Here is a 24,826-nt window from a genome sequence, read left to right on the forward strand (position 1 = left end):
GCCGCACGCCGCCACCTCGCGCTCAGGGACGGACACTCCCGCGCCCGCGCCTTCCGGCCACCGCGCCCTTCATCTCATCCTCATCGCTCCCTCCCGTACCGCCCTGCACCTGGAGTCCCGCATGTCCCGCACCCGTCTCCCCCTCGCCGCGCTCTCGCTGGCCTCCGTCTCGGCGCTCTTCCTCGCGGGCTGCTCGCAGTCGACGAACGCCTCCGAGGACACCGGCGACACGTCCGCCTCCGCGTCCGCGGCCACCGGCACGAAGCCCGCCCCCTTCGACAAGGGCGCGGTCAAGGTCGCGCTGGTCCGCCAGAGCGGCGCGGGCGACTACTTCGAGCAGTGGGGCAACGGCGCCAAGGCGCAGGCCAAGGCCCTCGGCATCGACCTGACCGTGTACGACGCGCAGGCCGACAACGCCAAGCAGGCCACCGACCTGTCCTCGGCGATCAACTCCGGCGCGCAGGCGATCATCGTGGACCACGGCTTCCCGTCGACGATCCAGCCCGAGATCGACAAGGCGGTGAAGAAGGGCATCAAGGTCGTCGTCTACGACGTCGAGACCGCGACGAAGGGCGTCGTCAGCACCAAGCAGGACGACGCGAGCATGGCCCAGGCGGTCCTCGACGTGATGGCGAAGGAACTCGGCAAGAACGCCAAGGTCGGCTACGTCAACGTCGCCGGCTACGCGGCCCTCGACAAGCGCGACAGCGTCTGGAAGACGGCGGTCGACGCCAACGGCTGGAAGCAGGCCTTCAAGGTCGGCAAGGTCACGGACTCCACGGCCACCGACAACGTTCCCCTGGTCTCCGCCGCCCTCACCCAGCACTCGGACGTGACGGGCATCTTCGCCCCCTACGACGAGCTGGCCAAGGGCACCGTCCTCGCCGTGCAGAACAAGAAGCTCCAGGACAAGGTGAAGGTGTTCGGCGCGGACGTCTCCAACGCGGACATCCAGAACATGACCGCCGCGGACAGCCCCTGGGTCGCCACCGCGGGCACCGACCCGTCCGCCGTCGGCGCCGCGGTCGTCCGTACGGCCGCGTTGGAGCTGGCCGGCCAGCTGAACAAGACCTCGGTCGAGTTCCCGGCCGTCGCCATCACCCAGGACTTCCTGAAGAGCAAGAACATCCAGAACATGGACCAGCTGCGCGCCGCGCTGCCCGCGCTGAACCTCTCCCAGGTCAGCACGGCCGACTGGATCGCCAATGTCGCCCACTGAGACGCCCGCTGAGGCGTCCGACCCTTTGGGGGCTTCGCCCGCGGTCGTGCTGCGGGACGTGAGCATGGCCTTCGGCGGCAGGACCGTCCTGGAGTCCGTCTCGCTGGACATCGCACCGGGCAGTGTCGTCGCACTGCTCGGTGCGAACGGGGCCGGCAAGTCCACGCTCATCAAGATCCTGTCCGGCGTCCACACGGACCACGGCGGCGAAGTGACGGTGAACGGGGTGCCGGCCGCGCTCCAATCACCGCTCGCCGCCCGCCAGCTGGGCATCCAGACGGTGCACCAGCGGATCGGCGAGGGCATCGTGCCCGGCCTCACCGTCGCCGAGAACCTGGTCTTCGAGGAGCTGGCCCAGGCACGCGGCAACCCGTTCCTCAACGGGCGCCGCGTGCTCGCCCGCGCCCGCGAGATCCAGTCGGCCCTCGACCTCGGCTGGAGCGACGCCCTGCTCAAACGGGACGTCACCGAACTCGGCATCTCCGACCGCCAGTTGCTCATCCTGGCCCGAGCCCTGGCCACCCGCCCGAGGCTCCTGGTCCTCGACGAACCGACGTCCGCGCTCTCCGCGGCGGAGGCGGAGCGACTGTTCGCCCTGGTCGAGAGGATGCGCGAGGACGGCATCGCGGTCCTCTACGTCTCCCACCGCCTCGGCGAGATCGACGCGCTGGCGGACCGGCTGGTCGTCCTGCGAGACGGCCGTCTCACCGAGGACCAGGTCAAGCCCTTCGACTGGGACAGCGCCCTGCGCGCCATGCTCGCCCAGGCCCAGGAGGCGACCACCGCACGTCCACAACGCGAGGGCGAGCAGGGCGAGACGCTCCTCTCCCTGCGCGGCGTACGGCTCCTGGAGGGCCGCACCCCCCAGGACCTGAACCTGCGAGCAGGCGAAGTCACCGGCATCGTCGGCCTGTTGGGCGCAGGCAAGACGGAGTTGGCCCGAGGCCTCTTCGGCGCCGAACCGTTCACCACGGGAGCCGTGGAGCTGGACGGCAAGGCGTACGAGCCGCGCCGCCCCGCCGACGCCATCCGGGCCGGCATCCACCTGGTCCCCGAGGACCGGCACGCGGACGCCCTGGTCCCCGGCTGGTCGCTCGCCCAGAACATCTCCCTCCCGTTCCTCAAGTCGCTCTCGACGGCCGGGCTGGTGAACCGCTCCAAGGAGGACGCCCTCGGCCGCGACACCATCGAGGCCCTCGGTGTCGTCGCCCGCGACGAGCACAGCACCGTCGAGGAGCTGTCCGGCGGCAACCAGCAGAAGGTCGTCGTCGGCCGCTGGCTCGCCGAACGCCCCCGTGTCCTCATCCTGGACGAGCCGTTCCGAGGGGTGGACATCGGGGCCCGGCGCGACATCGGCCGGCGCGCCCGCGCCCTTGCGGCGGAGGGCGCGGCGGTATTGGTCCTCTCGGCCGACGTGGACGAGGTCCTGGAGGTCGCCGACCGGGTCGTTGTCCTGGCGGCCGGTGAGATCCATCTCGACGCGTACGGCGAGGACGCGGAACGCGACCTGGTCATCCGGACGATCTCGGCGTCGGTCTGATGAGGGGCGTTCCGCGTGGTGGGCGGTTCTTCGGCTGCGGGCCGGTGGGGGCCGGTCGCGCCGTTCCCCGCGCCCCTGAAGGGGCGCGACTCCGCAGCCGCCGGACAGAGCCGGACCGCCGGACAGAGCCGGACCGCCGGACAGAGCCGGACCGCCGGACAGAGCCGGACCGCCGGACAGCGCCCGCCCGTCAGGCAACCTCGCTCCGCCACCCCCCGCCCGCCGCCCGGCTCGCACCGGCTCCACCGCTCGCCACCTCAGGAAGCAGCACCCCATGACCACCACCCAGAGCGCCCCCGCGAAGACGGCGACCCCGTCCACGCCGGTCGCGGCCGGTCCGCGGATCCAGAACGCGGTCATCAAGTACGGCTTCATCTTCGTGACCGTCACGCTCTTCACGTACTTCGCGCTGAGCGAGCCGTCGTTCCGTGATTCGGCGACCCTCCTCGACACCCTCCGGTACGTCTCCGTCGCCGCGATCCTCGGCCTCGGCGTCACGCTCACCATGGCTGTCGGCGGGATGGACATGTCCGTCGGCGCGGTGGCCGGGCTCGGCGTGACCGTCGCCGCGAAGACGATGGTCACGTACAACCAGGTCGGAGTCGTGGCGATCATCGCGGTGATCGTGGCGGGCGCCCTGGCCGGTCTCCTCAACGCCCTGCTCATCGTGGTCCTCAAGATCCCCGACATGCTGGCCACGCTGGGCACCATGTTCGTCATCCAGGGCACCAAACTCATCCTGGTCGACGGCCAGTCGATCACCCCGGGCATGACCCAGTCCGACGGCACGACGGCCCCCGGCCGGTTCACCGAGGGCTTCCTGCGCATCGACCGGGGCACGATCCTCGGCATCCCCGTCTCCGTGGTCATCTTCGGCGCCCTCACCGTCATCGCCTGGGTCTTCCTGGCCCGCACCCGCTGGGGCCGCGTGCTGTACGCGATCGGCGCCAATCCCGAGGCCTCCCGCCTGGCAGGCATCCGCGTGGGCGCGTATCGGGCCCTGGCGTACGTCCTTTCCGGCGTCCTGGCGTCGATCGGCGGCCTGATCCTGGCGGCGCGCATCGGCCAGGGCGACGTCTCCGCGGGCACCTCGCAACTCCTCGAAGCGGTCGCCGTCGCCCTGGTCGGCACCTCCGTCCTCGGCCGGGGCCGCCCCAACGTCTGGGGCACCGCCCTGGGCGCGGTCCTCATCGGCATCATCACCACCGGCCTGACCATCAAGGGCCTGCCCTACTACACCCAGGACGTGGTCGAGGGCGCCGTCCTGATCCTCGCCCTGGTCTTCAGCTTCACCCTGTCCAAGCGCCGCACCGCATAAGGAAGTTCACGATGGGCTACCGCATCCTGGAGCCGGCCGACGTCCCCGCGTACCTGAACGAGCGCGGCCACTGGCCCGACCCGTCGGACATCCGGGTCCGCGAGGTCTCCGACGGCAACATGAACCGCGTGTTCCTCGCCAGGTCCACCGACGGCACCCGCAGCCTGGCCGTCAAGCAGGCCCTGCCCTGGGTCCGGGTGGCCGGCCCGTCCTGGCCGATGAGCCCGGAGCGCGCCGACGCCGAGGCACGGGCGTACGAGCAGGTCGCGAAGGTGGCCCCCGACAAGATCCCGGCGATCCTCGGCTACGACCCCGAGAACTACGCCCTCGTCATGGAGGACATGTCGGATCTGGAGGTCCTGCGCACCCTCCTCAACGAGGGCGCGCCGTACGGCCCGCGCACCTCCGCCCGCATCGGCGAGTTCGTGGCCCAACTGACCTTCGCGACCAGCGACTTCGGCATGGCATCGGCGGACCGCAAGGCCCTGCTGGCGGCATCGGTGAGCCCGGAGCTGTGCAAGATCACCGAGGACGTGGTCCTGTCCGAGCCGTACGTCGAGCACGAACACAACCACTGGCACGAGGGTCTGGACGACCTGGCGGCGGAGTTCCGCGCCGACGCGAGGCTCCGCACGGAGGTCGCCGACCTCCGCCACACCTTCATGACCAGCGCCCAGGCCCTCCTCCACGGCGACCTGCACACCGGCAGCGTCATGGTCGGCGAACGCGAAGGCGCCCCGGTGGTACGGGTCTTCGACCCCGAGTTCTCTTTCGTCGGCCCGATCGGCTACGACCTCGGTCTGTACTGGGCGAACGCCCTGGTGTCGGAGGAACGGGCCCGGGCGCTGGGCCTGTTGAGCGACCACGCCGACCAACTGGCCCTGTCATGGGAGGCCTTCGAGGCCGGGTTCCGCGCCCTGTGGCCGACGAGGAACGACACCTTCTTCGACGACGCCTACCTCGACCGCTTCCTGCGCAGGGTCTGGACGGAGGCGGTGGGCTACGCGGGCACGGAGATCGTCCGCCGCATCATCGGCTTCGCCCACCTGACGGACCTGACGACCCTCCCGGACCCGGTCCCGGCATCGCGCAGGGCGCTACTGCTCGGCCGCGAACTGATCGTCCGCCGCGAGGAGTTGACCACCCCAAACGACGTACGGGCGGTAGTGGAAGCGCCCTGAAGGGGCGCGGGGAACTGCGCGACAAGCCACAACGCACCCGCAGCCGAACCACAAGCGCAAAGGGGCGGCTCCCTCAAGGAGCCGCCCCTTCCACGCCGTACGCCTACTACTTCTTGTCAAGCAGATCCTGAACCTTCGCCCGGACCTCGTCCGTGGCAAGCCCCCGGATCGTCAGCGTGGTCCGACGCCGCAGCACATCGTCCGCAGTCTCGGCCCACTCACTGTCCCGCGCGTACACGACCTGCGCCCAGATCTCCGGCGCGTCGGCGTGCACCCGCTCGCCCAGCTCGGGGTTCTCGTTCGCCAGCCGGGCGATGTCGAAGGCCAGCGAACCGTAGTGCGTCGCAAGGTGCTTCGCCGTGTCGGCGGCCATGCGCGGACCAGGTGCCGGGTTGTCGACCAGCAGCCGGTGCGCGACGGCGCGCGGGTTGGCGACACCGGGAAGCGGCAGGTGCTTCGGCAGGGACGAGATGGGCTCGAAGTCGTCGCCCAGCGGACGGCCGGGCAGCGTCTCCAGCTTCTCCATGACCGTACGGCCGATGTGCCGGAAGGTCGTCCACTTGCCGCCCGAGACGGACAGCATCCCGCCCTTGCCCTCGGTCACGACCGTCTCCCGCTTGGCCTTCGCCGTGTCACCGGGGCCACCCGGCAGCACCCGGAGGCCCGCGAAGGAGTACGTGATCAGATCCCGGGACAACTGCTGGTCGCGCACGGAGAACGCGGCCTCGTCGAGGATCTGCTCCGTGTCCTTCTCGGTGACCGCGACATCCGCCGGGTCGCCCTCGAACACCTCGTCGGTGGTGCCGAGCAGCAGCATGTCCTCCCAGGGCAGGGCGAAGGTGATGCGGTACTTGTCGATCGGGGTCGCCAGCGCGGCCTTCCACGGAGACGTCCGCTTCAGGACCAGGTGCGCGCCCTTCGAGAGCCGGATGGACGGCGCCGCGTCCGGGTTCTCCATCTTGCGCAGGTGGTCGACCCAGGGGCCGGTCGCGTTGAGCACGAGCCGTGCGTTGACGCCGAAGTCGTCACCGGAGAGCCGGTCACGCAGATCGGCACCGGTGACCCGGCCCCTGGTGAAGCGCAGACCGGACACCTCGGCGTGGTTGAGCACGACGGCGCCCGCCTCGACGGCCGCGCGGACCGTCATCAGCGCCATGCGCGCGTCGTTCATCTGACCGTCGCCGTACACGGCCACGGCCTTGAGGTTCTCGGTGCGCAGCTCGGGCACGTCCTGCGCCGCCTTGGCCGGCGACAGCAGGTGGCCGACGCCGTCACCGAACGCGGACAGCGCGGAGTAGGCAAAGACGCCCGCCCCGAGCTTCGCCGCGCCGTGCGGGCCGCCCTTGTACACGGGGAGGTAGAACGTGAGCGGATTGGCCAGGTGGGGAGCCACCTGACGGGACACCGCACGACGCTCGAAGTGGTTCTCCGCCACCAGCTTCACCGCGCCGGTCTGCAGATAGCGCAGACCGCCGTGGAGAAGCTTGGAGGAGGCGGAGGAGGTGGCACCGGCGAAGTCGCCGGCGTCGACCAGAGCCACCCGCAGACCGGACTGCGCGGCATGCCAGGCAGTCGAGATGCCGAGGATGCCACCGCCGATCACGAGAAGGTCGTACGTCGCCTTGGAGAGCTGCTCCCGGGTCTCGGCACGGCTCGGGTTGGAGCCGAAGGCCGGGTGCGTACCGAGGGCAGGCACGGACTGCAGGGTGGACTGACTGGTCATGTGGGGTTCTTACTCCTCGACAGAGCTGTCTTCGAGCCAGCCCATGGACCGCTCGACGGCCTTGAGCCAGCTCTTGTACTCACGGTCGCGCTTCTCCGCGTCCATGTTGGGGGTCCACTCGGCGGCCCGGCGCCAGTTGGCGCGCAGGTCGTCGGTGTTGGTCCAGAAGCCGACGGCGAGACCGGCGGCGTAGGCGGCACCGAGGCACGTCGTCTCGGCGACCATGGGACGGACCACGGGGGCGTCCAGGAAGTCCGAGAGGGTCTGCATCAGCAGGTTGTTGGAGGTCATGCCGCCGTCGACCTTGAGGGCCGCGAGCTCGACGCCCGAGTCCTTGGTCATGGCGTCCGTGATCTCACGGGTCTGCCAGGCGGTCGCCTCCAGCACGGCGCGCGCGAGGTGCGCCTTGGTGACGTACCGGGTCAGGCCGGCGATCACACCGCGGGCGTCGGAGCGCCAGTACGGGGCGAACAGACCGGAGAAGGCCGGTACGAAGTAGGCGCCGCCGTTGTCCTCGACCGACGACGCGAGCGTCTCGATCTCGGCGGCGGTGGAGATCAGACCCATCTGGTCGCGCATCCACTGCACCAGCGAACCGGTGACCGCGATCGAGCCCTCCAGGGCGTAGACCGGGGCCTGGTCGCCGATGCGGTAGCCGACCGTGGTCAGCAGACCGCTGTAGGAGTTGATGATCTTGTCGCCGGTGTTCATCAGCATGAAGGTGCCGGTGCCGTACGTCGACTTGGCCTCGCCCTCGGCGAAACAGGTCTGGCCGAACAGGGCCGCCTGCTGGTCACCGAGCGCGGAGGCGACCGGGATGCCGCCGAGCAGGTCGCCCAGCTTGCCGCCGGTGACCTCGCCGTAGACCTCGGCGGAGGAGCGGATCTCCGGGAGCATCGACAGCGGGACGCCGATCGACTCGGCGATCTTCGGGTCCCACTCCAGCGTGTGCAGGTTCATCAGCATGGTGCGGGAGGCGTTGGTGACGTCGGTGACGTGGTGACCGCCGTTCACACCGCCCGTCAGGTTCCAGATGACCCAGCTGTCCATGGTGCCGAAGAGGATGTCCCCGGCCTCGGCGCGCTCCCGCAGGCCCTCGACGTTGTCGAGCAGCCAGCGGGCCTTGGGGCCGGCGAAGTAGGAGGCCAGCGGCAGGCCGGTCTCACGGCGGAAACGATCCTGCCCGACATTGCGGCCCAGCTCCTTGCAGAGCGTGTCGGTACGGGTGTCCTGCCAGACGATGGCGTTGTGGACGGGCTCACCGGTGTTCTTGTCCCACAGCAGCGTCGTCTCGCGCTGGTTGGTGATGCCGATGGCCTTGATGTCGTCGCGGGTGATGCCGGCCTTGGAGATGGCTCCGGCGACGACCTCCTCGACGTTCGTCCAGATCTCGGTGGCGTCGTGCTCCACCCAGCCCGGCTTCGGGAAGATCTGCTCGTGCTCCTTCTGGTCGACGGAGACGATCCGGCCGTCGCGGTCGAAGACGATGCAGCGGCTGGAGGTGGTGCCCTGGTCGATGGCCGCGATGAACGGGCCGGCGGTGTGCGCGTCGTCGGTCACTGTGTGCTCCTGAGAGGTCCGTGGGTGAGGGGCTGGCTTACGGCGTTGCTGCTCAAGGCTGCGTCAACTGTTTCAGCTGCTCTAAGCAAAAGCGACGTTGTAGATGCCCGCAGCGACGGCGCCGCCGATCAGCGGACCGACCACCGGGATCCAGGCGTAGGACCAGTCGGAGCCGCCCTTGTTGGGCAGGGGCAGGAGCGCGTGCACGATGCGCGGACCGAGGTCACGGGCCGGGTTGATCGCGTAGCCGGTCGGACCGCCGAGGGACAGACCGATGGAGACGACGACGAGCGAGGTGATCAGCGCACCCAGGACCCCCAGGCCCTTGCCGCTGTCGTTGAGGCCCTGCGTGAGGACGGCGAGCACCAGCACGACCGTGCCGATGACCTCGGTGGCGACGTTCTGCCAGGCGACGCGGACCTCGGGGCCGGTGGAGAAGATGCCCAGGACCGGCCCGGCGCCCTTCTCCTGAGCCTCGACGGCCTTGACCTGCGGCTTGCCGACGATCTCCTCGTCGGTCAGGTGTGCGAGGAACTGGCCGTAGTAGGCGACCCAGACCAGGGAGGCACCGATCATGGCGCCGAGCAGCTGCCCGCCCCAGTAGATCGGGACGTCGCTCCACTCGATGCCGTTCTTCTTGAGCGCGAGCGCGAGAGTCACGGCCGGGTTGAGATGGGCGCCGGAGAGCGGCGCCGAGGTGTACACGGCCGTCAGTACGGCGAAACCCCACCCGAAGGTGATGGCGAGCCAGCCGGCGTTGCGGGCCTTGGAGGCCTTCAGCGTGACGGCGGCGCAGACGCCGCCGCCGAGCAGGATGAGTATGGCGGTACCGATGGTCTCGCCGATGAAGATGTCGGAGCTGGACACCCGCGACTCCTTTGTCCTTCGTTCCAGGGGAAGAGCTGCCGGCCCTTGGCGTTGTCACACTCTAACGCCTATTGCCGGTCGGTGTTCGACAATGTCGACCGATGGACGGGAGTCTTGCTCTGGTGTTACAGGCACGTCAAGAGCTCTGTTATCGAAAACACGATCGTTATTGATTGCTGTGAGCTATCGATCTTGGGTCGGTCGCGACCCGCGTCCGCCCGCACACGCCCCGCACACGAAAAGGCCGGAACATCCAAGATGTCCCGGCCGCTCACGTGTGAACGTCAGATTTCGTACGGGGGCTCAGAACCGTCCCGCGCCCAGGTCCCGTGACACCGCGCGGGCGCAGTCCCGCACCGCCGCGATCAGCTCCGGGCGCAGCTCGCCCTCCCGGCAGAGCCGTTCCACGGCACCGGTGACGCCCACCGCGCCGACCGGCATCCGCCGCCGGTCGTGGATGGGGGCGGCGATGGACGCGACGCCCTCCCAGGTCTCCTCGACGTCGGCCGCGTACCCGCGCGCGCGGGTGAGGTCCAGGACGCCCTCGAAGCCTTCCAGGTCGCTGATCGTCCGGTCGGTGAACGACTTGCGCTCGGCCTCCAGGACCTCGCTGTGCGCGACCGGGTCGTAGGCCGACAGGACCTTGCCCAGGGCCGTGGAGTGCAGGGGCTGCATGGCTCCCACCTCCAGTACCTGCCGGCTGTCGTCGGGGCGGAAGACGTGGTGCACGATCAGCACGCCCCGCTGGTGCAGGACGCCCAGGTGGACGCTCTCGCCGCTGGAGCGGGCCAGGTCGTCGGTCCACACCAGGGCCCGCGCGCGCAGCTCGTGGACGTCCAGGTAGGTGGTGCCCAGGCGCAGCAGTTCGGCGCCCAGCTGATAGCGCCCGGACGCGGCCTCCTGCTCGACGAAGCCCTCGTGCTGGAGGGTGCGCAGGATGCCGTGGGCCGTGCCCTTGGCGAGGCCGAGGGACGAGGCGATGTCCGAGAGGCCGAGCCGACGCTCGCCGCCCGCGAGGAGCCGCAGCATCGCCGCCGCCCGTTCGAGCGACTGGATGTTCCGTGCCATCGCCGTTCTGCCTCCGTCCCCTTCGACCGCCAGCAACCGGCGTTCGCTGCCGCCGTTCGGCAATGTCGAACACTACCGGTCCATGTCGACCGCCCGCCAATGGCTCGTCGACACCTGTTACATCTCGCGTACATCCGGGCGGAAGCCCTGCGTGCGCGCGATGACTTTCGGCCACGGCACGCACGCCACGCACGTCCGTCCCGTGGACGCCCTGACCATACGGCCCCGCACCGGGCTACCCTGGCCGCGTGCGTCTTCTCCGAAGAAGCCGCAAAGCCGACAGCCGTCGCATTTCAGGGAGCCCTTACATGGCCGCCTCGCCGTCCGCCCCTTCCACCGACAACAGGACCCGTGTGTCCGCCCTCCGGGACGCACTCGCCACCCGCGTGGTGGTTGCCGACGGTGCGATGGGCACCATGCTGCAGGCGCAGGACCCGACGCTGGAGGACTTCGAGAACCTCGAAGGCTGCAACGAGATCCTGAACATCACTCGCCCCGACATCGTCCGCTCCGTCCACGAGGCGTACTTCTCGGTGGGCGTTGACTGCGTCGAGACGAACACCTTCGGAGCCAACCACACCGCGGCGTCCGAATACGACATCGCCGATCGGGTGTACGAGCTGTCCGAGTCCGGTGCCCGCATCGCCCGCGAGACCGCCGACGCGTTCGGCGCCCGCGACGGCCGTCAGCGCTGGGTCCTCGGCTCGATCGGCCCCGGCACCAAGCTGCCGTCCCTCGGACACATCGACTACCTCACCCTCCGTGACGGCTTCCAGGCGAACGCCGAGGGACTCCTGGCCGGCGGCGCGGACGCCCTGATCGTCGAGACCACCCAGGACCTCCTCCAGACGAAGTCGTCGATCGTGGGCGCCCGCCGCGCCATGGAGGCCACCGGCCTGGACGTACCCCTGCTGGTCTCGATGGCCTTCGAGACCACGGGCACCATGCTGCTCGGCTCGGAGATCGGTGCCGCGCTCACCGCGCTCGAACCGCTCGGCATCGACATGATCGGCCTGAACTGCTCGACCGGCCCCGCCGAGATGAGCGAGCACCTGCGCTATCTGTCCCGCCACTCGCGCACCCCGCTGCTCTGCATGCCCAACGCGGGTCTGCCCATCCTCACCAAGGACGGCGCGCACTTCCCGCTCGATCCCGAGGGCCTGGCCGACGCCCAGGACACCTTCGTGCACGACTACGGCCTGAACCTGGTCGGCGGCTGTTGCGGTACCACCCCGGAGCACCTGCGCAAGCTCGTGGAGCGACTGCGGGGTGCCACGCCCGTCGAACGCAGCCCGCAGCCCGAGCCCGGCGCCGCCTCGCTCTACCAGACGGTCCCGTTCCGCCAGGACACCGCCTACATGGCGATCGGCGAGCGCACCAACGCCAACGGTTCCAAGAAGTTCCGCGAGGCCCTGCTCGACGCCCGCTGGGACGACTGCGTCGAGATGGCCCGCGACCAGATCCGCGAGGGCGCGCACATGCTCGACCTCTGCGTCGACTATGTGGGCCGCGACGGCGTCGCCGACATGCAGGAGCTCGCGGGCCGCTTCGCCACCGCTTCCACGCTGCCGATCGTCCTGGACTCCACCGAGGTCCCCGTCCTGAGGGCGGGCCTGGAGAAGCTCGGCGGCCGGGCCGTCATCAACTCGGTGAACTACGAGGACGGCGACGGACCGGAGTCCCGCTTCGCCAAGGTCACCAAGCTGGCCCAGGAGCACGGCGCCGCCCTCATCGCGCTCACCATCGACGAGGAGGGCCAGGCCCGTACCGTCGAGCACAAGGTCGCCATCGCCGAGCGTCTGATCGAGGACCTGACGACGAACTGGGGCATCCACGAGTCGGACATCCTCATCGACACCCTCACCTTCACGATCTGCACCGGCCAGGAGGAGTCCCGCAAGGACGGCATCGCCACGATCGAGTCGATCCGTGAGCTCAAGCGCCGCCACCCGGACGTCCAGACCACCCTCGGCCTGTCCAACATCTCCTTCGGCCTGAACCCGGCCGCCCGCGTGCTGCTGAACTCCGTCTTCCTCGACGAGTGCGTCAAGGCCGGTCTGGACTCGGCGATCGTCCACGCCTCGAAGATCCTGCCGATCGCCCGCTTCGACGACGAGCAGGTGGGCACCGCCCTCGACCTGATCTACGACCGGCGGTCCGAGGGCTACGACCCGCTGCAGAAGCTGATGGCCCTCTTCGAGGGCGTCAACACCAAGTCGATGAAGGACGGCCGCGCCGAGGAACTCCTCGCCCTCCCCCTGGACGAGCGGCTCCAGCGCCGCATCATCGACGGCGAGAAGAACGGCCTGGAGGCCGACCTCGACGAGGCACTGACGACCCGCCCGGCCCTCGACATCGTCAACGACACCCTCCTGGAGGGCATGAAGGTCGTCGGTGAGCTCTTCGGCTCCGGCCAGATGCAGCTCCCGTTCGTCCTTCAGTCCGCCGAGGTCATGAAGACGGCCGTCGCCTACCTCGAACCGCACATGGAGAAGTCGGACGACGAGGGCAAGGGCACCATCGTGCTCGCCACCGTCCGCGGCGACGTCCACGACATCGGCAAGAACCTCGTCGACATCATCCTCACCAACAACGGCTACAACGTCGTCAACATCGGCATCAAGCAGCCGGTCTCCGCGATCCTCGAAGCCGCGCAGGAGCACAGGGCCGACGTCATCGGCATGTCCGGCCTCCTCGTGAAGTCGACCGTGATCATGAAGGAGAACCTCCAGGAGCTCAACCAGCGCAAGCTGGCCGCCGACTACCCGGTGATCCTCGGCGGCGCGGCCCTCACCCGCGCCTACGTCGAGCAGGACCTCCACGAGATCTACGAGGGCGAGGTCCGCTACGCCCGCGACGCCTTCGAGGGCCTGCGCCTGATGGACGCCCTGATCGGCGTCAAGCGCGGCGTCCCCGGCGCCAAGCTGCCCGAGCTCAAGCAGCGCCGCGTCCGCGCGAGCGCCGCCGTACAGGTCGAGGAGCGCCCCGAAGAGGGCCACGTCCGCTCCGACGTCGCCATCGACAACCCCGTCCCCACCCCGCCCTTCCAGGGCACCCGCGTCATCAAGGGCATCCAGCTCAAGGAGTACGCGAGCTGGCTCGACGAGGGCGCCCTCTTCAAGGGCCAGTGGGGCCTCAAGCAGGCCCGCACCGGCGACGGCCCCACCTACGAGGAACTGGCCGAGACCGAGGGCCGCCCCAGGCTGCGCGGCCTCCTGGACAAGCTCCAGACGGAGAGCCTGCTGGAGGCGGCCGTCGTCTACGGCTACTTCCCGTGCGTCTCCAAGGACGACGACCTGATCATCCTCGACGACCAGGGCAACGAACGCACGCGCTTCACGTTCCCGCGCCAGCGCCGTGGCCGCCGCCTGTGCCTGGCCGACTTCTTCCGGCCCGAGGAGTCCGGCGAGACGGACGTCGTCGGGCTCCAGATCGTCACCGTCGGCAACCGGATCGGCGAGGAGACCGCCAAGCTCTTCGAGTCGAACTCCTACCGCGACTACCTCGAACTGCACGGCCTGTCCGTCCAGTTGGCGGAGGCCCTCGCCGAGTACTGGCACGCACGCGTCCGCTCCGAACTGGGCTTCGCCGGCGAGGACCCCACCGACGTCGAGGACATGTTCGCCCTCAAGTACCGGGGCGCCCGCTTCTCCCTCGGCTACGGCGCCTGCCCCGACCTGGAGGACCGCGCCAAGATCGCCGACCTCCTGGAGCCCGAACGCATCGGCGTCCACCTCTCCGAGGAGTTCCAGCTCCACCCCGAACAGTCCACCGACGCCATCGTCATCCACCACCCCGAGGCGAAGTACTTCAACGCCCGCTGAGTCCTGGGCCTGCCCGGCGGATCAGATCGCGGACGCGGGGTCCGGCACGCCGATCTGCGCCGTCGATCCTCTGCGAACTGGTCCGCCGGACAGCCCCGGCGCGCGCTGATCGGACAAGACGTACACTTGACGGTCCACCGCAGGCCGGTTGCCCTCTGTGCACTCAGGGGCAACCGGCCTGATCGTCCCTCAAGGAGGTGCGCCAGGATGACCAGCACGGTCCCCGCGCTCGGAACCCGTACGGCCGAAGGCTCAGCACTGCAGGCCGTACTCCTCGACATGGACGGCACCCTGGTGGACACCGAGGGCTTCTGGTGGGACGTCGAGGTCGAGATCTTCGCCGGTCTCGGGCACACCCTCGACGACTCCTGGCGGCACGTCGTGGTCGGCGGCCCCATGACCCGCAGCGCCGGTTTCCTCATCGAGGCCACCGGAGCCGACATCACCTTCGCCGAGCTCTCGGAACTGCTCAACGACGGGTTCGAGGACCGTATCGGCCGCGCCCTGCCCCTCATGCCGGGCGCCGCCCGCCTCCTCGCCGAACTCTCCGCGCACGAGGTCCCGACGGCCCTTGTCTCCGCCTCGCACCGCCGGATCATCGACCGGGTCCTGGACTCGCTGGGCCCGCAGCACTTCGCCCTGAGCATCGCCGGCGACGAGGTGGAGCGTACGAAGCCCTACCCCGACCCCTATCTGATCGCCGCCGCCGGACTCGGCGCCGACCCGGCCCGATGCGCCGTCGTCGAGGACACGGCGACCGGGGTGGCAGCCGCCGAGGCCGCGGGCTGCCACGTCGTGGCCGTGCCGTCGCTCGCGCCCATCGCCCCCGGCGCCCGCCGCACGATCGTGACCTCACTGGAAGAAGTCGACCTGCGCTTTCTGCACGGGCTGATGACGAACGACCGATGACGGAAATACGCCGACGCGTTTACCGAGTGTGTCCGGCCGAATGCGGGATAGCGCGCGGATGAACGGGCGGGCCGTCAAATGAGAATTACGGCCCTTCGCCGGCCTCTCCCGGCGGCGAATTCACGTAAGCGCCAACCGGCTCCGGACATGTGAGTTTCGCCACGCGCCAGAGGCTCGACAAGGGACAAGTGTCGTGTACACGCACCGCGTTCGCGGGCTCTTGACATGCCCTTGTGTCCCGATTGGGGAGAGCCTGCGCGGAATCCTTCCACTGTCGGATTTTTCGGTGCGTCCGCACCCGGTTCCGCAGCGTGATGAGCCCTCAACTCCGGCCGCATGCGGGCCCCTGCGCGGTCCGGACTAATCTCGTTGGGAGAACATCGCCACAATCCCTCGCCCGCGCGCACCACCCCACGCCCGCCGGGTCCCTGGGATCGACAGCCTGGAGAAACCCGAGCATGAACCGCAAGACTTTGGTGCTGCCGACAGTGGTCGGTCTGCTCGCTCCGGTGCTGGCCGCCTGCGGCGGAGTCGACGGCGGGGGCAGCAGCGGCGACGCGATCGTCGTCGGCACCACGGACACGTTCACCGCCTCGAAGGAGGCCCCGGCGCCGATCGACCCGGCCTACGCCTACGACGTCGGCACCTGGAACATCCTGCGCCAGACCGTGCAGACCCTCATGGTCCAGCCGCGCGGCGACGGTGAACCGGTTCCCGAGGCCGCCGAGAAGTGCGGGTTCACGGACAGCGGCAACGAGCGCTACGCCTGCACCCTGCGCAAGGGCCTCAAGTTCTCCAACGGCGAGGCCGTCACGGCGTCCGACGTGAAGTTCTCCATCGACCGGGCCCTGCGCATCCAGGCCGACAGCGGTGTGTTCGCCCTGCTGTCCACGATCGACACCGTCGAGACCCAGGGCGACCGCGAGGTCATCTTCCACCTCAAGACCGCCGACGCCACCTTCCCGTTCAAGCTGTCCACCCCGGTCGCGGGCATCGTCAACCCGGACGACTACGCCAAGGACAAGCTGCGGGACGGCTTCGACGTCGACGGCTCCGGCCCGTACACGCTGCACGCCGAGGTCAAGAACGACGAACTCGTCAAGGCGGTCTTCACCAAGAACTCTTATTACAAGGGTCAGTTGACGCCGAAGAACGACAAGGTCGAAATGCGTTCCTTCCCGGACGCCACCGCCATGGGCGCCGCTCTCTCCAAGGGCGACATCGACCTGATGACCCGCACGATGTCTCCCGAACAGATCAAGAAGCTCGACGACGACTCGACCGGCGACATCGACCTCGTCGAGATGCCCGGCCTCGAAATCCGTTACCTCGGATTCAACACCGACGCGCCCACGGTGAAGACGAAAGCCGTCCGCCAGGCGATGGCCCAGATCATCGACCGCGCCGAACTCGTCTCCAAGGTGTACGGCGACGAGGCCCAGCCGCTCTACTCGCTGGTCCCGGCCACCATCACCGGACACTCGAACTCCTTCTTCAACAAGTACGGCGAGCCGAACGACATCAAGGCCAAAACCCTGATGGAGAACGCCGGTATCACCACCCCGGTGAAACTGACCCTGCACTACACGACCGACCACTACGGTTCGGCCACCAAGCAGGAGTTCGAGAACCTGCGGCAGCAGCTCGACGCCAGCGGACTCTTCAAGGTCACCATCAAGGGTGCCCCCTGGACGACCTTCCGCCCGGCAGAGAAGGAAGGCGACTACGACGTCTACGGAATGGGCTGGTTCCCGGACTTCCCCGACGCCGACAACTACCTCGCCCCGTTCCTCGACAAGGACAACTTCCTCAACCTGCCGTACGCGAACGCCAAGATCCGCGACACCCTGATCCCCGAGTCCCGCCGCGAGGCCGACCGCCTCACCGCCTCCACGAGCCTCACGGACATCCAGGACATCGTGGCCGACGACGTACCCGTACTGCCGCTGTGGCAGGGCAACCAGTACATCGCCGCACGCGACGGCATCACCGGCGCCGAGTGGGCCCTCAACTCCTCCTCTACCCTGCAGCTTTGGGAGCTCGGCCGCGGTGTGAGCAACTGACCCGCACACCCGTCCGACGCGCACATCCCGACCCGGGGCTGGGACGGCCCCGGGTATCCAAGACCCGACGACAAGGCACTTCCACGTGAACCTGCGCAACCAGTGGCCAGTCCTGCCCATCGTGGCGGGGCTGGCCTCCGGCCTGCTGACCGGATGCGGCTCGGAGAACGGCGATTCGGGGGCCGGCGGCTCCACCGTGGTCATGGGGATGTCCGACGACGTCCTGGCGACCGACCCCGCCTCCGGCTACGACCCCGGTTCGTGGCTGTTGTTCAACAACGTCTTCCAGTCGTTGCTGAGCTTCCCCAAGGGGGGCACCGAACCGCAGCCCGAGGCGGCCAAGGCGTGCGCCTTCAGCGACGCGCAGACCAAGGTGTACAAGTGCACCCTGCGCGACGGCCTGAAGTTCAGCAACGGCGACGAACTCACGTCGGAGGACGTGAAGTTCTCCTTCGACCGCATGCTGAAGATCAACGACGACGCGGGTCCCGCGATCATGTTCCCGATGCTCGGCTCGGTGGACACCCCGGACGAGAAGACCGTCGTCTTCAACCTCAAGGTGCCCGACGCCACCTTCCCCAGCAAGATCGCCTCCGGCGCCGGCTCGATCGTCGACCACCGGCAGTACGACGAGGACGGCCTGCGCGAGGACGGTGAGGCCGTCGGCTCCGGCCCCTACAAGCTCGACTCGTTCGGCGAGGACAGCGCGGTCTTCTCCGTCAACCCGAACTACGAGGGCACCGCCGAGGTCCAGAACTCCGGCGTCACCCTCAAGTTCTTCCACGGCGACCAGGACAAGCTGAAGGAGGCGATCGTCGACAAGGACATCGACATCGCCTACCGAGGCCTTCAGGCCGGTGACATAGCCGACATCGAGAACGACAGCGGCAACGAGGGCATCGACGTCGTCGAAGGCACCAGCGCCGAGGTCCAGCACCTCGTCTTCAACATGGACGACCCGGTCGCCGGAAAGATCGGCGTCCGCAAGGCCATCGCGTACCTCCTCGACCGCGAGGCCCTCGTCGACCAGGTCTACGAGGACACGGCGACCCCCCTCTACTCGATCATCCCGGCCGGTATAGCCGGTCACAACACCGCCTTCTTCGACACCTACGGCGCCCGCCCGTCCAAGGCCAAGGCCAAGGCGGCCCTGGAGGCCGACGGCATCACCGACAGGGTCAAGCTGACCCTCTGGTCGACCCCGTCCCGCTACGGCCCCGCCACGGACGACGAGTTCAAGGCCATCGCCAAGCAGCTCAACGCCAGCGGCCTGTTCGAGGCGACCGTCCAGTCCGTGCCCTTCGCGCAGTATGAGAAGGACATCGAGGCCGGCAAGTACGGCGTGTACGTGAAGGGCTGGGTGCCGGACTACCCCGACGCCGACAACTTCACCGCCCCCTTCTTCGGCGAGGGCAACGTACTCGGCAACAACTTCACCAACAGCACCATCACCGACACCCTGATCCCCGGCACGGCCGCCCAGAGCGACCGCGGCGCGACCGACACGGACTTCGGCGAACTCCAGGACATCGTCGCCAAGGAGGTACCCGTCCTCCCCATCTGGCAGGCCAAGCAGTACGCCGTCGTCCGCGACAACGTGTACGGCCTGGAGTACTGCCTCGACGCCTCGACCGTCTTCCGCTTCTGGGAGATCAACAAGGGCTGACGCCGACCGCACGCGGCCGACCACACGCGAAAGAGGGCGCCCCTTCCGTTCCCGGAAGGGGCGCCCTCTCGTCGTGCACACGCACACATACGAGCGCACACGCGGACGCGACTGTCCCGGCTACTGCGCGCCGGGACGCACCAGCCCGCTCTCGTACGCGTACACGGCGGCCTGCACCCGGTCGCGCAGCCCCAGCTTGGTCAGCACATGCCCGACATGTGTCTTGACCGTGGTCTCGCTGACGAACAGATCGGCGGCGATCTCCGCGTTCGACAGGCCCCGCGCCACCAGCTTCAGCACCTCGACCTCACGCTCGGTCAACGTGTGCAGCGCGTCCGGCACGGGCTCGTCCCCCGACGGCAGATGCCCCGCGTACTTGTCCAGCAGACGACGCGTGATGCTCGGCGCGAGCATCGCCTCACCCGAGGCCACCACCCGGATCGCCTGCACCAGCTCGTTGGCGGGCGCGTCCTTCAGCAGGAAGCCGCTGGCACCGGCCCGCAGCGCCTCCACCACGTACTCGTCGAGATCGAAGGTCGTCAGCACCAGCACCTTCGCCGGCCCGTCCCGCCCCGGTCCGGTGATCTGCCGAGTCGCCTCCACACCGTCCATCCGCGGCATACGGATGTCCATCAGAACCACATCGGGCTGAAGGGCCCGCACCTGGTCGATGGCCTGAAGACCGTCTCCGGCCTCGCCGACAACCGCGATGTCCTGCTCGGCCTCCAGAATCATCCGGAACCCGGTACGCAACAGCGGCTGGTCGTCGACAAGTAGGACGCGGATGGCCACGTAAGTCTCCTTCGCTAGGCCCTCCCATTCTGCCCTGTGCCGAATCGCGCCCCTAAGGGGCGCGGGGGAACTGCGCGACAGGCCCGACAGGCCCCCATCCGGACCCGCGGTTGACTACGGCGCTCCCGGCGGAGCCACACGTACGGGCAACGGATAAGGCGGGGGAGTCCCCCCGAACTCCGGACACACGGCCTGGTGATCACACCAGCCACAGAGCTTCGTCGGCCGGGGCCGCCACACCCCCGACTCCGTGGCCTCCCGGATCGCCTCCCACAAAGCCAGCAGTTTCCGCTCCACCCGCTCCAGATCGGCCATGACCGGGTCGTACGTCAGCACGTCCCCGCTGCCGAGATACACCAGCTGAAGCCGCCGCGGCACCACGTTCTTCAGCCGCCACACGACCAGCGCGTAGAACTTCATCTGGAACAGCGCGCCCTCCGCGTACTCCGGACGCGGTGCCTTCCCCGTCTTGTAGTCGACGATCCGCACCTCGCCCGTGGGCGCCACATCGACCCGGTCGATGATCCCGCGCAGCTTCAGCCCGGAATCCAGCTCCGCCTCGACGAAGAGCTCACGCTCGGCCGGCTCCAGCCGCGTCGGATCCTCCAGCCCGAACCAGCGCTCCACCAGCTGCTCCGCCTCGCCCAGCCACCGCGCCAGCCGCTCCCCGTCCGGATCGTCGGCGAACAGCTCCACGACCTCCGGCCGCGACTCCCGCAGCCGGTCCCACTGACCCGGGATCAACGACTTCGCCTGCGGCGCCGTCCGCTCGGCCGCCGGCGCGTCGAACAGCCGCTCAAGGACCGCGTGCACCAGCGTGCCTCTCGTCGCCGCCTCACTCGGCTTCTCCGGCAACCGGTCGATCACCCGGAACCGGTACAGCAACGGACACTGCATGAAGTCACTGGCCCGCGAGGGCGACAACGACGCCGGCGCGGAGGGCGGCACGACCGGCGGGACGGACCCGGCGGCGCCCTCGGTGCTCATTTCCATGACGACGACCATACGGCCCGCCACTGACAGTGACCCGGCCGCCGCCACGTCCCGGCCACAACACCCCGGCGAACACAGGGGGTGCCGGGGCGGAACCCGTGGCGACGGCCGCATACCATCGACCCGAGGCCCTTCCGCCCCGGAGCGGAAAAGGGAGACGTATCCGACAAGGGGACACTGTGGACGAGAGCGGCGGGAGCGGACAGCCGCGCTCCGGCAACGACCAGTCGACCGACCGCCACACCGGCGGTACGGCGTCGACCACCGACCCCACACACCCCGAACCCACGACGACCGACACCAGGCTCGCGGAGACCGGGAAACCCGACGCCGAGCCCACGCCGACCGACGGCCCCGCCGACACCGGCGAACCCGCCGCCCCGGAACCCCCGAAACAGGCGGAGCCCACGCAGCCGGACGCGCCCGCCGACACCCCGGGCCGTACCGGCGTCACCACCCCCCGCCCCGCCAAGTCCCGCGCCCCCCGGAAGCCCAAGGATCCCGGCGGCGGACTCCTCATGGGACGCCCCTTCGGCGTACCCGTCTACGTCGCCCCCAGCTGGTTCCTCGTCGCCGCCCTCATCACCTGGGTCTTCGGCGGCCAGCTGGACCGCGTACTGCCCGAACTCGGCGCCGTCCGCTACCTCGTCTCCCTCTTCTTCGCGGTCGCCTTCTACGCCTCCGTCCTCGTCCACGAACTCGCCCACACCGTCGCCGCGCTCCGCTTCAAACTCCCGGTACGCCGCATCCAGCTCCAGTTCTTCGGCGGCGTCTCCGAGATCGAGAAGGAGTCCGAGACCCCCGGGCGCGAATTCGTCCTCGCCTTCGTCGGCCCGCTCCTCTCGCTGATCCTCGCGGGCGTCTTCTACCTCGCCCTCCAGACCGTCGAACCCGGCACCGTCCCCGGCGTCCTGCTGGCCGGCCTGATGATCTCCAACCTCATCGTGGCCGCCTTCAACCTGCTCCCCGGCCTGCCCCTCGACGGCGGACGCATGCTCCGCGCCGTCGTCTGGAAGATCACCGGCAAACCCATGAGCGGTACGGTCGCCGCCGCCTGGGTCGGCCGCGCCCTCGCCGTCTCCGTCCTCATCGGGCTCCCGCTGCTCACCCAGTCCGGCGCCCTCGGCTCCACCGCCGAGGACAGCGTCGGCATGGACACCGTCACCGACGCGCTGCTCGCCGCGATCCTCGCCGCGATCATCTGGACCGGAGCCGGCAACAGCCTCCGCATGGCCCGCCTGCGCGAACACCTCCCGGAACTCCGCGCCCGCAACCTCACCCGCCGTGCCGTCCCCGTGGAGACCAACACCCCGCTCTCCGAGGCACTGCGCCGCGCCAACGACGCCGGGGCCCGCGCCCTCGTCGTCGTCGACCCCGACGGCGAACCCCTCTCCCTCGTCCGCGAGGCCGCCATCGTCGGCGTACCCGAACACCGGCGCCCCTGGGTCTCGGTCAGCGGTCTCGCCCAGGACCTCACCGACGGCATGCGCGTCTCCGCGGAGCTCTCCGGCGAGGAACTCCTCGACGCCCTGCGCGCGACCCCCGCCACCGAGTACCTGGTCGTGGAGGATTCCGGCGAGATCTACGGAGTCCTCTCGGCGGCCGACGTGGAACGCGCCTTCGTCAAGGCGATGGCCCGCCCGAACTAGAGCGCGACTCCGCCGCGAGGGTCAGTGGGACACCCGCGCGCGACGCCAGGGGCGGGCGGCCAGGCGTTCGACGAGCAGATAGTGGACGAGCAGGGACAGGAACCAGGTCACCACGCCCCCGACCAGGAACAGGCCGAGAGAGCCGAGACCCGGCTGGCCGCGCCGCAGCAGCCAGTACACGGGAAGGTGCAGCAGGAAGAGGCTGTACGACATCCGGCCGGCCTCCGTGAGCAGATCCCCCGACAGCAGCCGTACCAACGGGCCCCGACCGTGGCAGAGCACCGCTGTCAGTACGGCGGCCCCCAGCACGACGGCGACCACGTACGGGGTGTCGCCCCGCCCTCCGTCGCGCAGCACGGCGGACACCCCCAGGGCCGCCGCCGCGCCGAAACCGGTCACCGTCGACAGGACGGCGACCCGGCGGTTCACCGCACGCCCGCCGCGTTCCGCCAGGTGCACGAGACAGGCCGCACCGGCACCGGCAGCCAGGGCGAGCGCCCGACCACCGGTGACGGCGTCGACGCCGGGCAGCATCCCACCCGTCGAGGCGACGGCCACCGCCCCGGCGAGCAGCGCGACGACCAGCGCCACCGGAGCGAGCCGGCGGCGGGCCGGCAGGCCGAGGCAGGCCAGCAGCAGTGCCCACGCCAGTACGGGAAGGGCGGTGATGCCCCACGACCACAGCGGAGCGAGCGGCGAGTCCAGCGTGGGAACGGCACCCGGCGGTCCCCCCTGCCACCACTCCGCCCAGCCCTCGTGACCCATCGGTCCGGCCAGGTCGCGGACGGTGCGCGCAGAACCCAGCGCCCAGCACACCGCGACGGTCGGGGCGACGGCCACCAGCAGCGCCGGAACCAGCCGCTTCGCCCTGCGGGCCAGGAAACCGGCCACGCCGGTGCTGCCCGTGGCCGTCGCCGCGCGCACGAGGGGCAGGGTGGCGAGAAAACCCGTCAGCACCAGCAGGACATCGACGCCCGCACCGGTCCAGGAGAGATACGGCCCGCCCACGCCGGTGTCATGCAACAGGACGGCCAGCACGGCCGCTCCCCGCAGACCGTCCACGGCGGAGAAGCGCCGCCAACCCGACTCCCGCCCCGCCTCCCGCGCCGGCACGGTGCCCGGCCCGGCCCCGGGTACAGGCCCGGCGGCGGGTGCCAGGAGACGGGCGACGTCCGCAGGGGGAGCACCGCCGACCGGTCCTCCGAGCACGGCCGCCCCCGCCTCTGCGCCCGGCACCGGCCACGTGACCGGAGCCGCATCCACGATCCGTCCCGCCCCGGCACCCCGGGGCCACCCCGGGGCCGGGATGCGCCCGGCAGCACCGGTCCGGGGCTCGGCGGCCCATGGCGCCGGGCCGGCGTGCGGCCGGGGGCGGGGACCGTTCTCGTACCGGGACGACTCGGCCGATTTCGGCGGCAGGTGCCCGTAGCGCTCTTCGTTCATCTCGGCCAGGTCCGGAAGCAGGAGGTGATGACGGCCTCGGCGGGACGGCCGAGGAAGGAGGTGCGGGAGCCGGCGGGGGCACCGGCCGCGGGGTCGGCGTGGAAGTCGAGGTTCCACCAGTAGAGGCCGGCCATGTCCCGGTTCCGTGCGACCCGGCAGGCGGCCTCGAACCAGCGTTGCTGCACCGTGGGGTTGAGCTTCTCCCCGCCGCTCCAGACCGCCGGGTGACGATAGGCGCCGTCCTCGGCGATGATGCCGACCTCGCTCAGGACGATCCGGGGCAGTTTCCCGGCGCTCTTGCGGTCCAGCCAGCGCTCCCAGCCCTCGGCGATCTCCGTGACGGAGGCGTCGTCGCCGAGCCGGGGGAGCGGGAAGTACGCGTCGATGCCCAGATGGTCGACGGGAACGGGGACATGCCGGGCGACGTAGTCGTCCCAGTTGGCGTCGTACGACAGTTCGCCGTGGAACGACTTGCTCGCCGTGGCGATCAGCGAACGCCAGCGCGGGTCGTCCTCCAGCGACGTCAGTTCCGCCCCGACGACGAAGGTGCTCACGCGATGCCGGGCCGCGAGGGCGAGATAGGGCGCGAGGAAGGCCTCGTACGACCGGAACCAGGCCGCCCTGTCGGCGGGGGCCAGCGAACCGCGCCAGGCCAGCGGGTCCCGGGCCACCAGGCTCCGCTCGTCGAGCAGCGGACGCACAGTGACGCGCAGTCCGGCCGCCGCCGCGGTGTCCATGAGCATGCCCAGATGCCGTACGGAGGGCGTCGCGGCCGAGGCGCCGACCAGGCTCGCCGTCGGGCCGGCCGTCGCGAACGGAAAGGTCACCGAGACCGCGTTCATGTGCCGGCCGACCATGTAGTTCACCAGACGCAGCGCCTCGGTGCGCACGGACGAGTCCGTCTCGCCCGGGTAGGTGTACCAGAGCACCTGAGCCCCGAGTTGCGGGTCCCCGCGCCGCCACGGCCGGGCGACCCGCGCCGGGGCCGGACTCCCGACCGTGGATTCGGAC

The 24,826-nt window shown here is 69.8% G+C and carries 17 protein-coding genes; 9 read left to right on the forward strand and 8 right to left on the reverse strand.

Translation table 11 applies throughout. The annotated features are described in order from the left end of the window. Positions 1–121: 121 nt before the first annotated feature. The 4 genes from OG595_RS34950 to mtnK all read left to right on the forward strand — a co-directional run bounded on the left by OG595_RS34950 (position 122) and on the right by mtnK (position 5,258). On the forward strand, positions 122–1,219 hold the full coding sequence (locus OG595_RS34950; RefSeq protein WP_329279119.1) for a substrate-binding domain-containing protein: 1,098 nt from the start codon (positions 122–124) through the stop codon (positions 1,217–1,219). Beyond that, positions 1,206–2,759 (forward strand): sugar ABC transporter ATP-binding protein, encoded by a 1,554-nt coding sequence (locus OG595_RS34955; protein ID WP_329279121.1) that lies wholly within the window; start codon positions 1,206–1,208, stop codon positions 2,757–2,759. The genes OG595_RS34950 and OG595_RS34955 overlap by 14 nt, the downstream gene beginning before the upstream one ends. 274 nt (positions 2,760–3,033) lie before the next feature. Continuing rightward, on the forward strand, positions 3,034–4,077 hold the full coding sequence (locus tag OG595_RS34960) for an ABC transporter permease (protein WP_329279123.1): 1,044 nt from the start codon (positions 3,034–3,036) through the stop codon (positions 4,075–4,077). 11 nt (positions 4,078–4,088) lie between these two features. Next, positions 4,089–5,258 carry an S-methyl-5-thioribose kinase gene (mtnK, locus tag OG595_RS34965; protein ID WP_329279125.1) on the forward strand — a complete coding sequence of 390 codons (1,170 nt, stop codon included), beginning with the start codon at positions 4,089–4,091 and terminating at the stop codon, positions 5,256–5,258. Between the two features lie 106 nt (positions 5,259–5,364). Here the strand turns inward: mtnK and OG595_RS34970 are convergent, their stop codons facing one another. From OG595_RS34970 to OG595_RS34985, 4 genes are all read right to left on the reverse strand, one after another. Further along, positions 5,365–6,981 carry a glycerol-3-phosphate dehydrogenase/oxidase gene (locus OG595_RS34970; protein WP_329279127.1) on the reverse strand — a complete coding sequence of 539 codons (1,617 nt, stop codon included), beginning with the start codon at positions 6,979–6,981 and terminating at the stop codon, positions 5,365–5,367. A gap of 9 nt (positions 6,982–6,990) precedes the next feature. Beyond that, positions 6,991–8,541 carry a glycerol kinase GlpK gene (gene glpK / locus OG595_RS34975; RefSeq protein ID WP_329279129.1) on the reverse strand — a complete coding sequence of 517 codons (1,551 nt, stop codon included), beginning with the start codon at positions 8,539–8,541 and terminating at the stop codon, positions 6,991–6,993. Positions 8,542–8,622: 81 nt separating this feature from the next. Beyond that, positions 8,623–9,408 carry an MIP/aquaporin family protein gene (locus OG595_RS34980; RefSeq protein ID WP_329279131.1) on the reverse strand — a complete coding sequence of 262 codons (786 nt, stop codon included), beginning with the start codon at positions 9,406–9,408 and terminating at the stop codon, positions 8,623–8,625. A 303-nt stretch (positions 9,409–9,711) separates the two neighbouring features. Further along, on the reverse strand, positions 9,712–10,476 hold the full coding sequence (locus OG595_RS34985; protein WP_318323333.1) for an IclR family transcriptional regulator: 765 nt from the start codon (positions 10,474–10,476) through the stop codon (positions 9,712–9,714). 308 nt (positions 10,477–10,784) lie between these two features. Between OG595_RS34985 and metH the strand changes: the two genes are divergently transcribed. The 4 genes from metH (at position 10,785) to OG595_RS35005 (ending at position 18,938) form a co-directional block, all read left to right on the forward strand. Further along, the gene (metH, locus tag OG595_RS34990) at positions 10,785–14,300 is read left to right on the forward strand and encodes a methionine synthase (protein ID WP_329279137.1); all 3,516 of its coding nucleotides are present in this window, start codon (positions 10,785–10,787) and stop codon (positions 14,298–14,300) included. 207 nt (positions 14,301–14,507) lie between these two features. Further along, positions 14,508–15,209, forward strand: coding sequence for an HAD family hydrolase (locus OG595_RS34995; protein ID WP_329279142.1), 702 nt, complete (start codon positions 14,508–14,510; stop codon positions 15,207–15,209). 458 nt (positions 15,210–15,667) lie between these two features. After that, entirely contained in the window at positions 15,668–17,272 is a 1,605-nt protein-coding gene (locus tag OG595_RS35000; RefSeq protein ID WP_329279145.1) for an ABC transporter substrate-binding protein, read from the forward strand. Between the two features lie 85 nt (positions 17,273–17,357). Next, complete coding sequence (locus tag OG595_RS35005) at positions 17,358–18,938, forward strand: ABC transporter substrate-binding protein (RefSeq protein WP_329279148.1); 1,581 nt, start codon at positions 17,358–17,360, stop codon at positions 18,936–18,938. Between the two features lie 120 nt (positions 18,939–19,058). Here OG595_RS35005 and OG595_RS35010 read toward each other — a convergent pair whose 3' ends face one another. Then, positions 19,059–19,730 (reverse strand): response regulator, encoded by a 672-nt coding sequence (locus tag OG595_RS35010; protein WP_055529669.1) that lies wholly within the window; start codon positions 19,728–19,730, stop codon positions 19,059–19,061. Between the two features lie 114 nt (positions 19,731–19,844). Continuing rightward, positions 19,845–20,723, reverse strand: a complete 879-nt coding sequence (locus OG595_RS35015; protein WP_329279153.1) for a RecB family exonuclease — start codon at positions 20,721–20,723, stop codon at positions 19,845–19,847. 179 nt (positions 20,724–20,902) lie between these two features. Here OG595_RS35015 and OG595_RS35020 point away from each other — a divergent pair, with 179 nt between their 5' ends. Next, on the forward strand, positions 20,903–22,372 hold the full coding sequence (locus OG595_RS35020) for a site-2 protease family protein (protein ID WP_329279155.1): 1,470 nt from the start codon (positions 20,903–20,905) through the stop codon (positions 22,370–22,372). A gap of 21 nt (positions 22,373–22,393) precedes the next feature. Here OG595_RS35020 and OG595_RS35025 read toward each other — a convergent pair whose 3' ends face one another. Next, positions 22,394–23,815 carry an acyltransferase family protein gene (locus OG595_RS35025; protein ID WP_329279157.1) on the reverse strand — a complete coding sequence of 474 codons (1,422 nt, stop codon included), beginning with the start codon at positions 23,813–23,815 and terminating at the stop codon, positions 22,394–22,396. Continuing rightward, the gene (locus tag OG595_RS35030) at positions 23,812–24,744 is read right to left on the reverse strand and encodes a glycoside hydrolase family 113 (protein WP_329279160.1); all 933 of its coding nucleotides are present in this window, start codon (positions 24,742–24,744) and stop codon (positions 23,812–23,814) included. The genes OG595_RS35025 and OG595_RS35030 overlap by 4 nt, the downstream gene beginning before the upstream one ends. Positions 24,745–24,826 lie beyond the last annotated feature (82 nt).

The organism is Streptomyces sp. NBC_01451, assembly GCF_036227485.1.
Classification (GTDB): domain Bacteria; phylum Actinomycetota; class Actinomycetes; order Streptomycetales; family Streptomycetaceae; genus Streptomyces.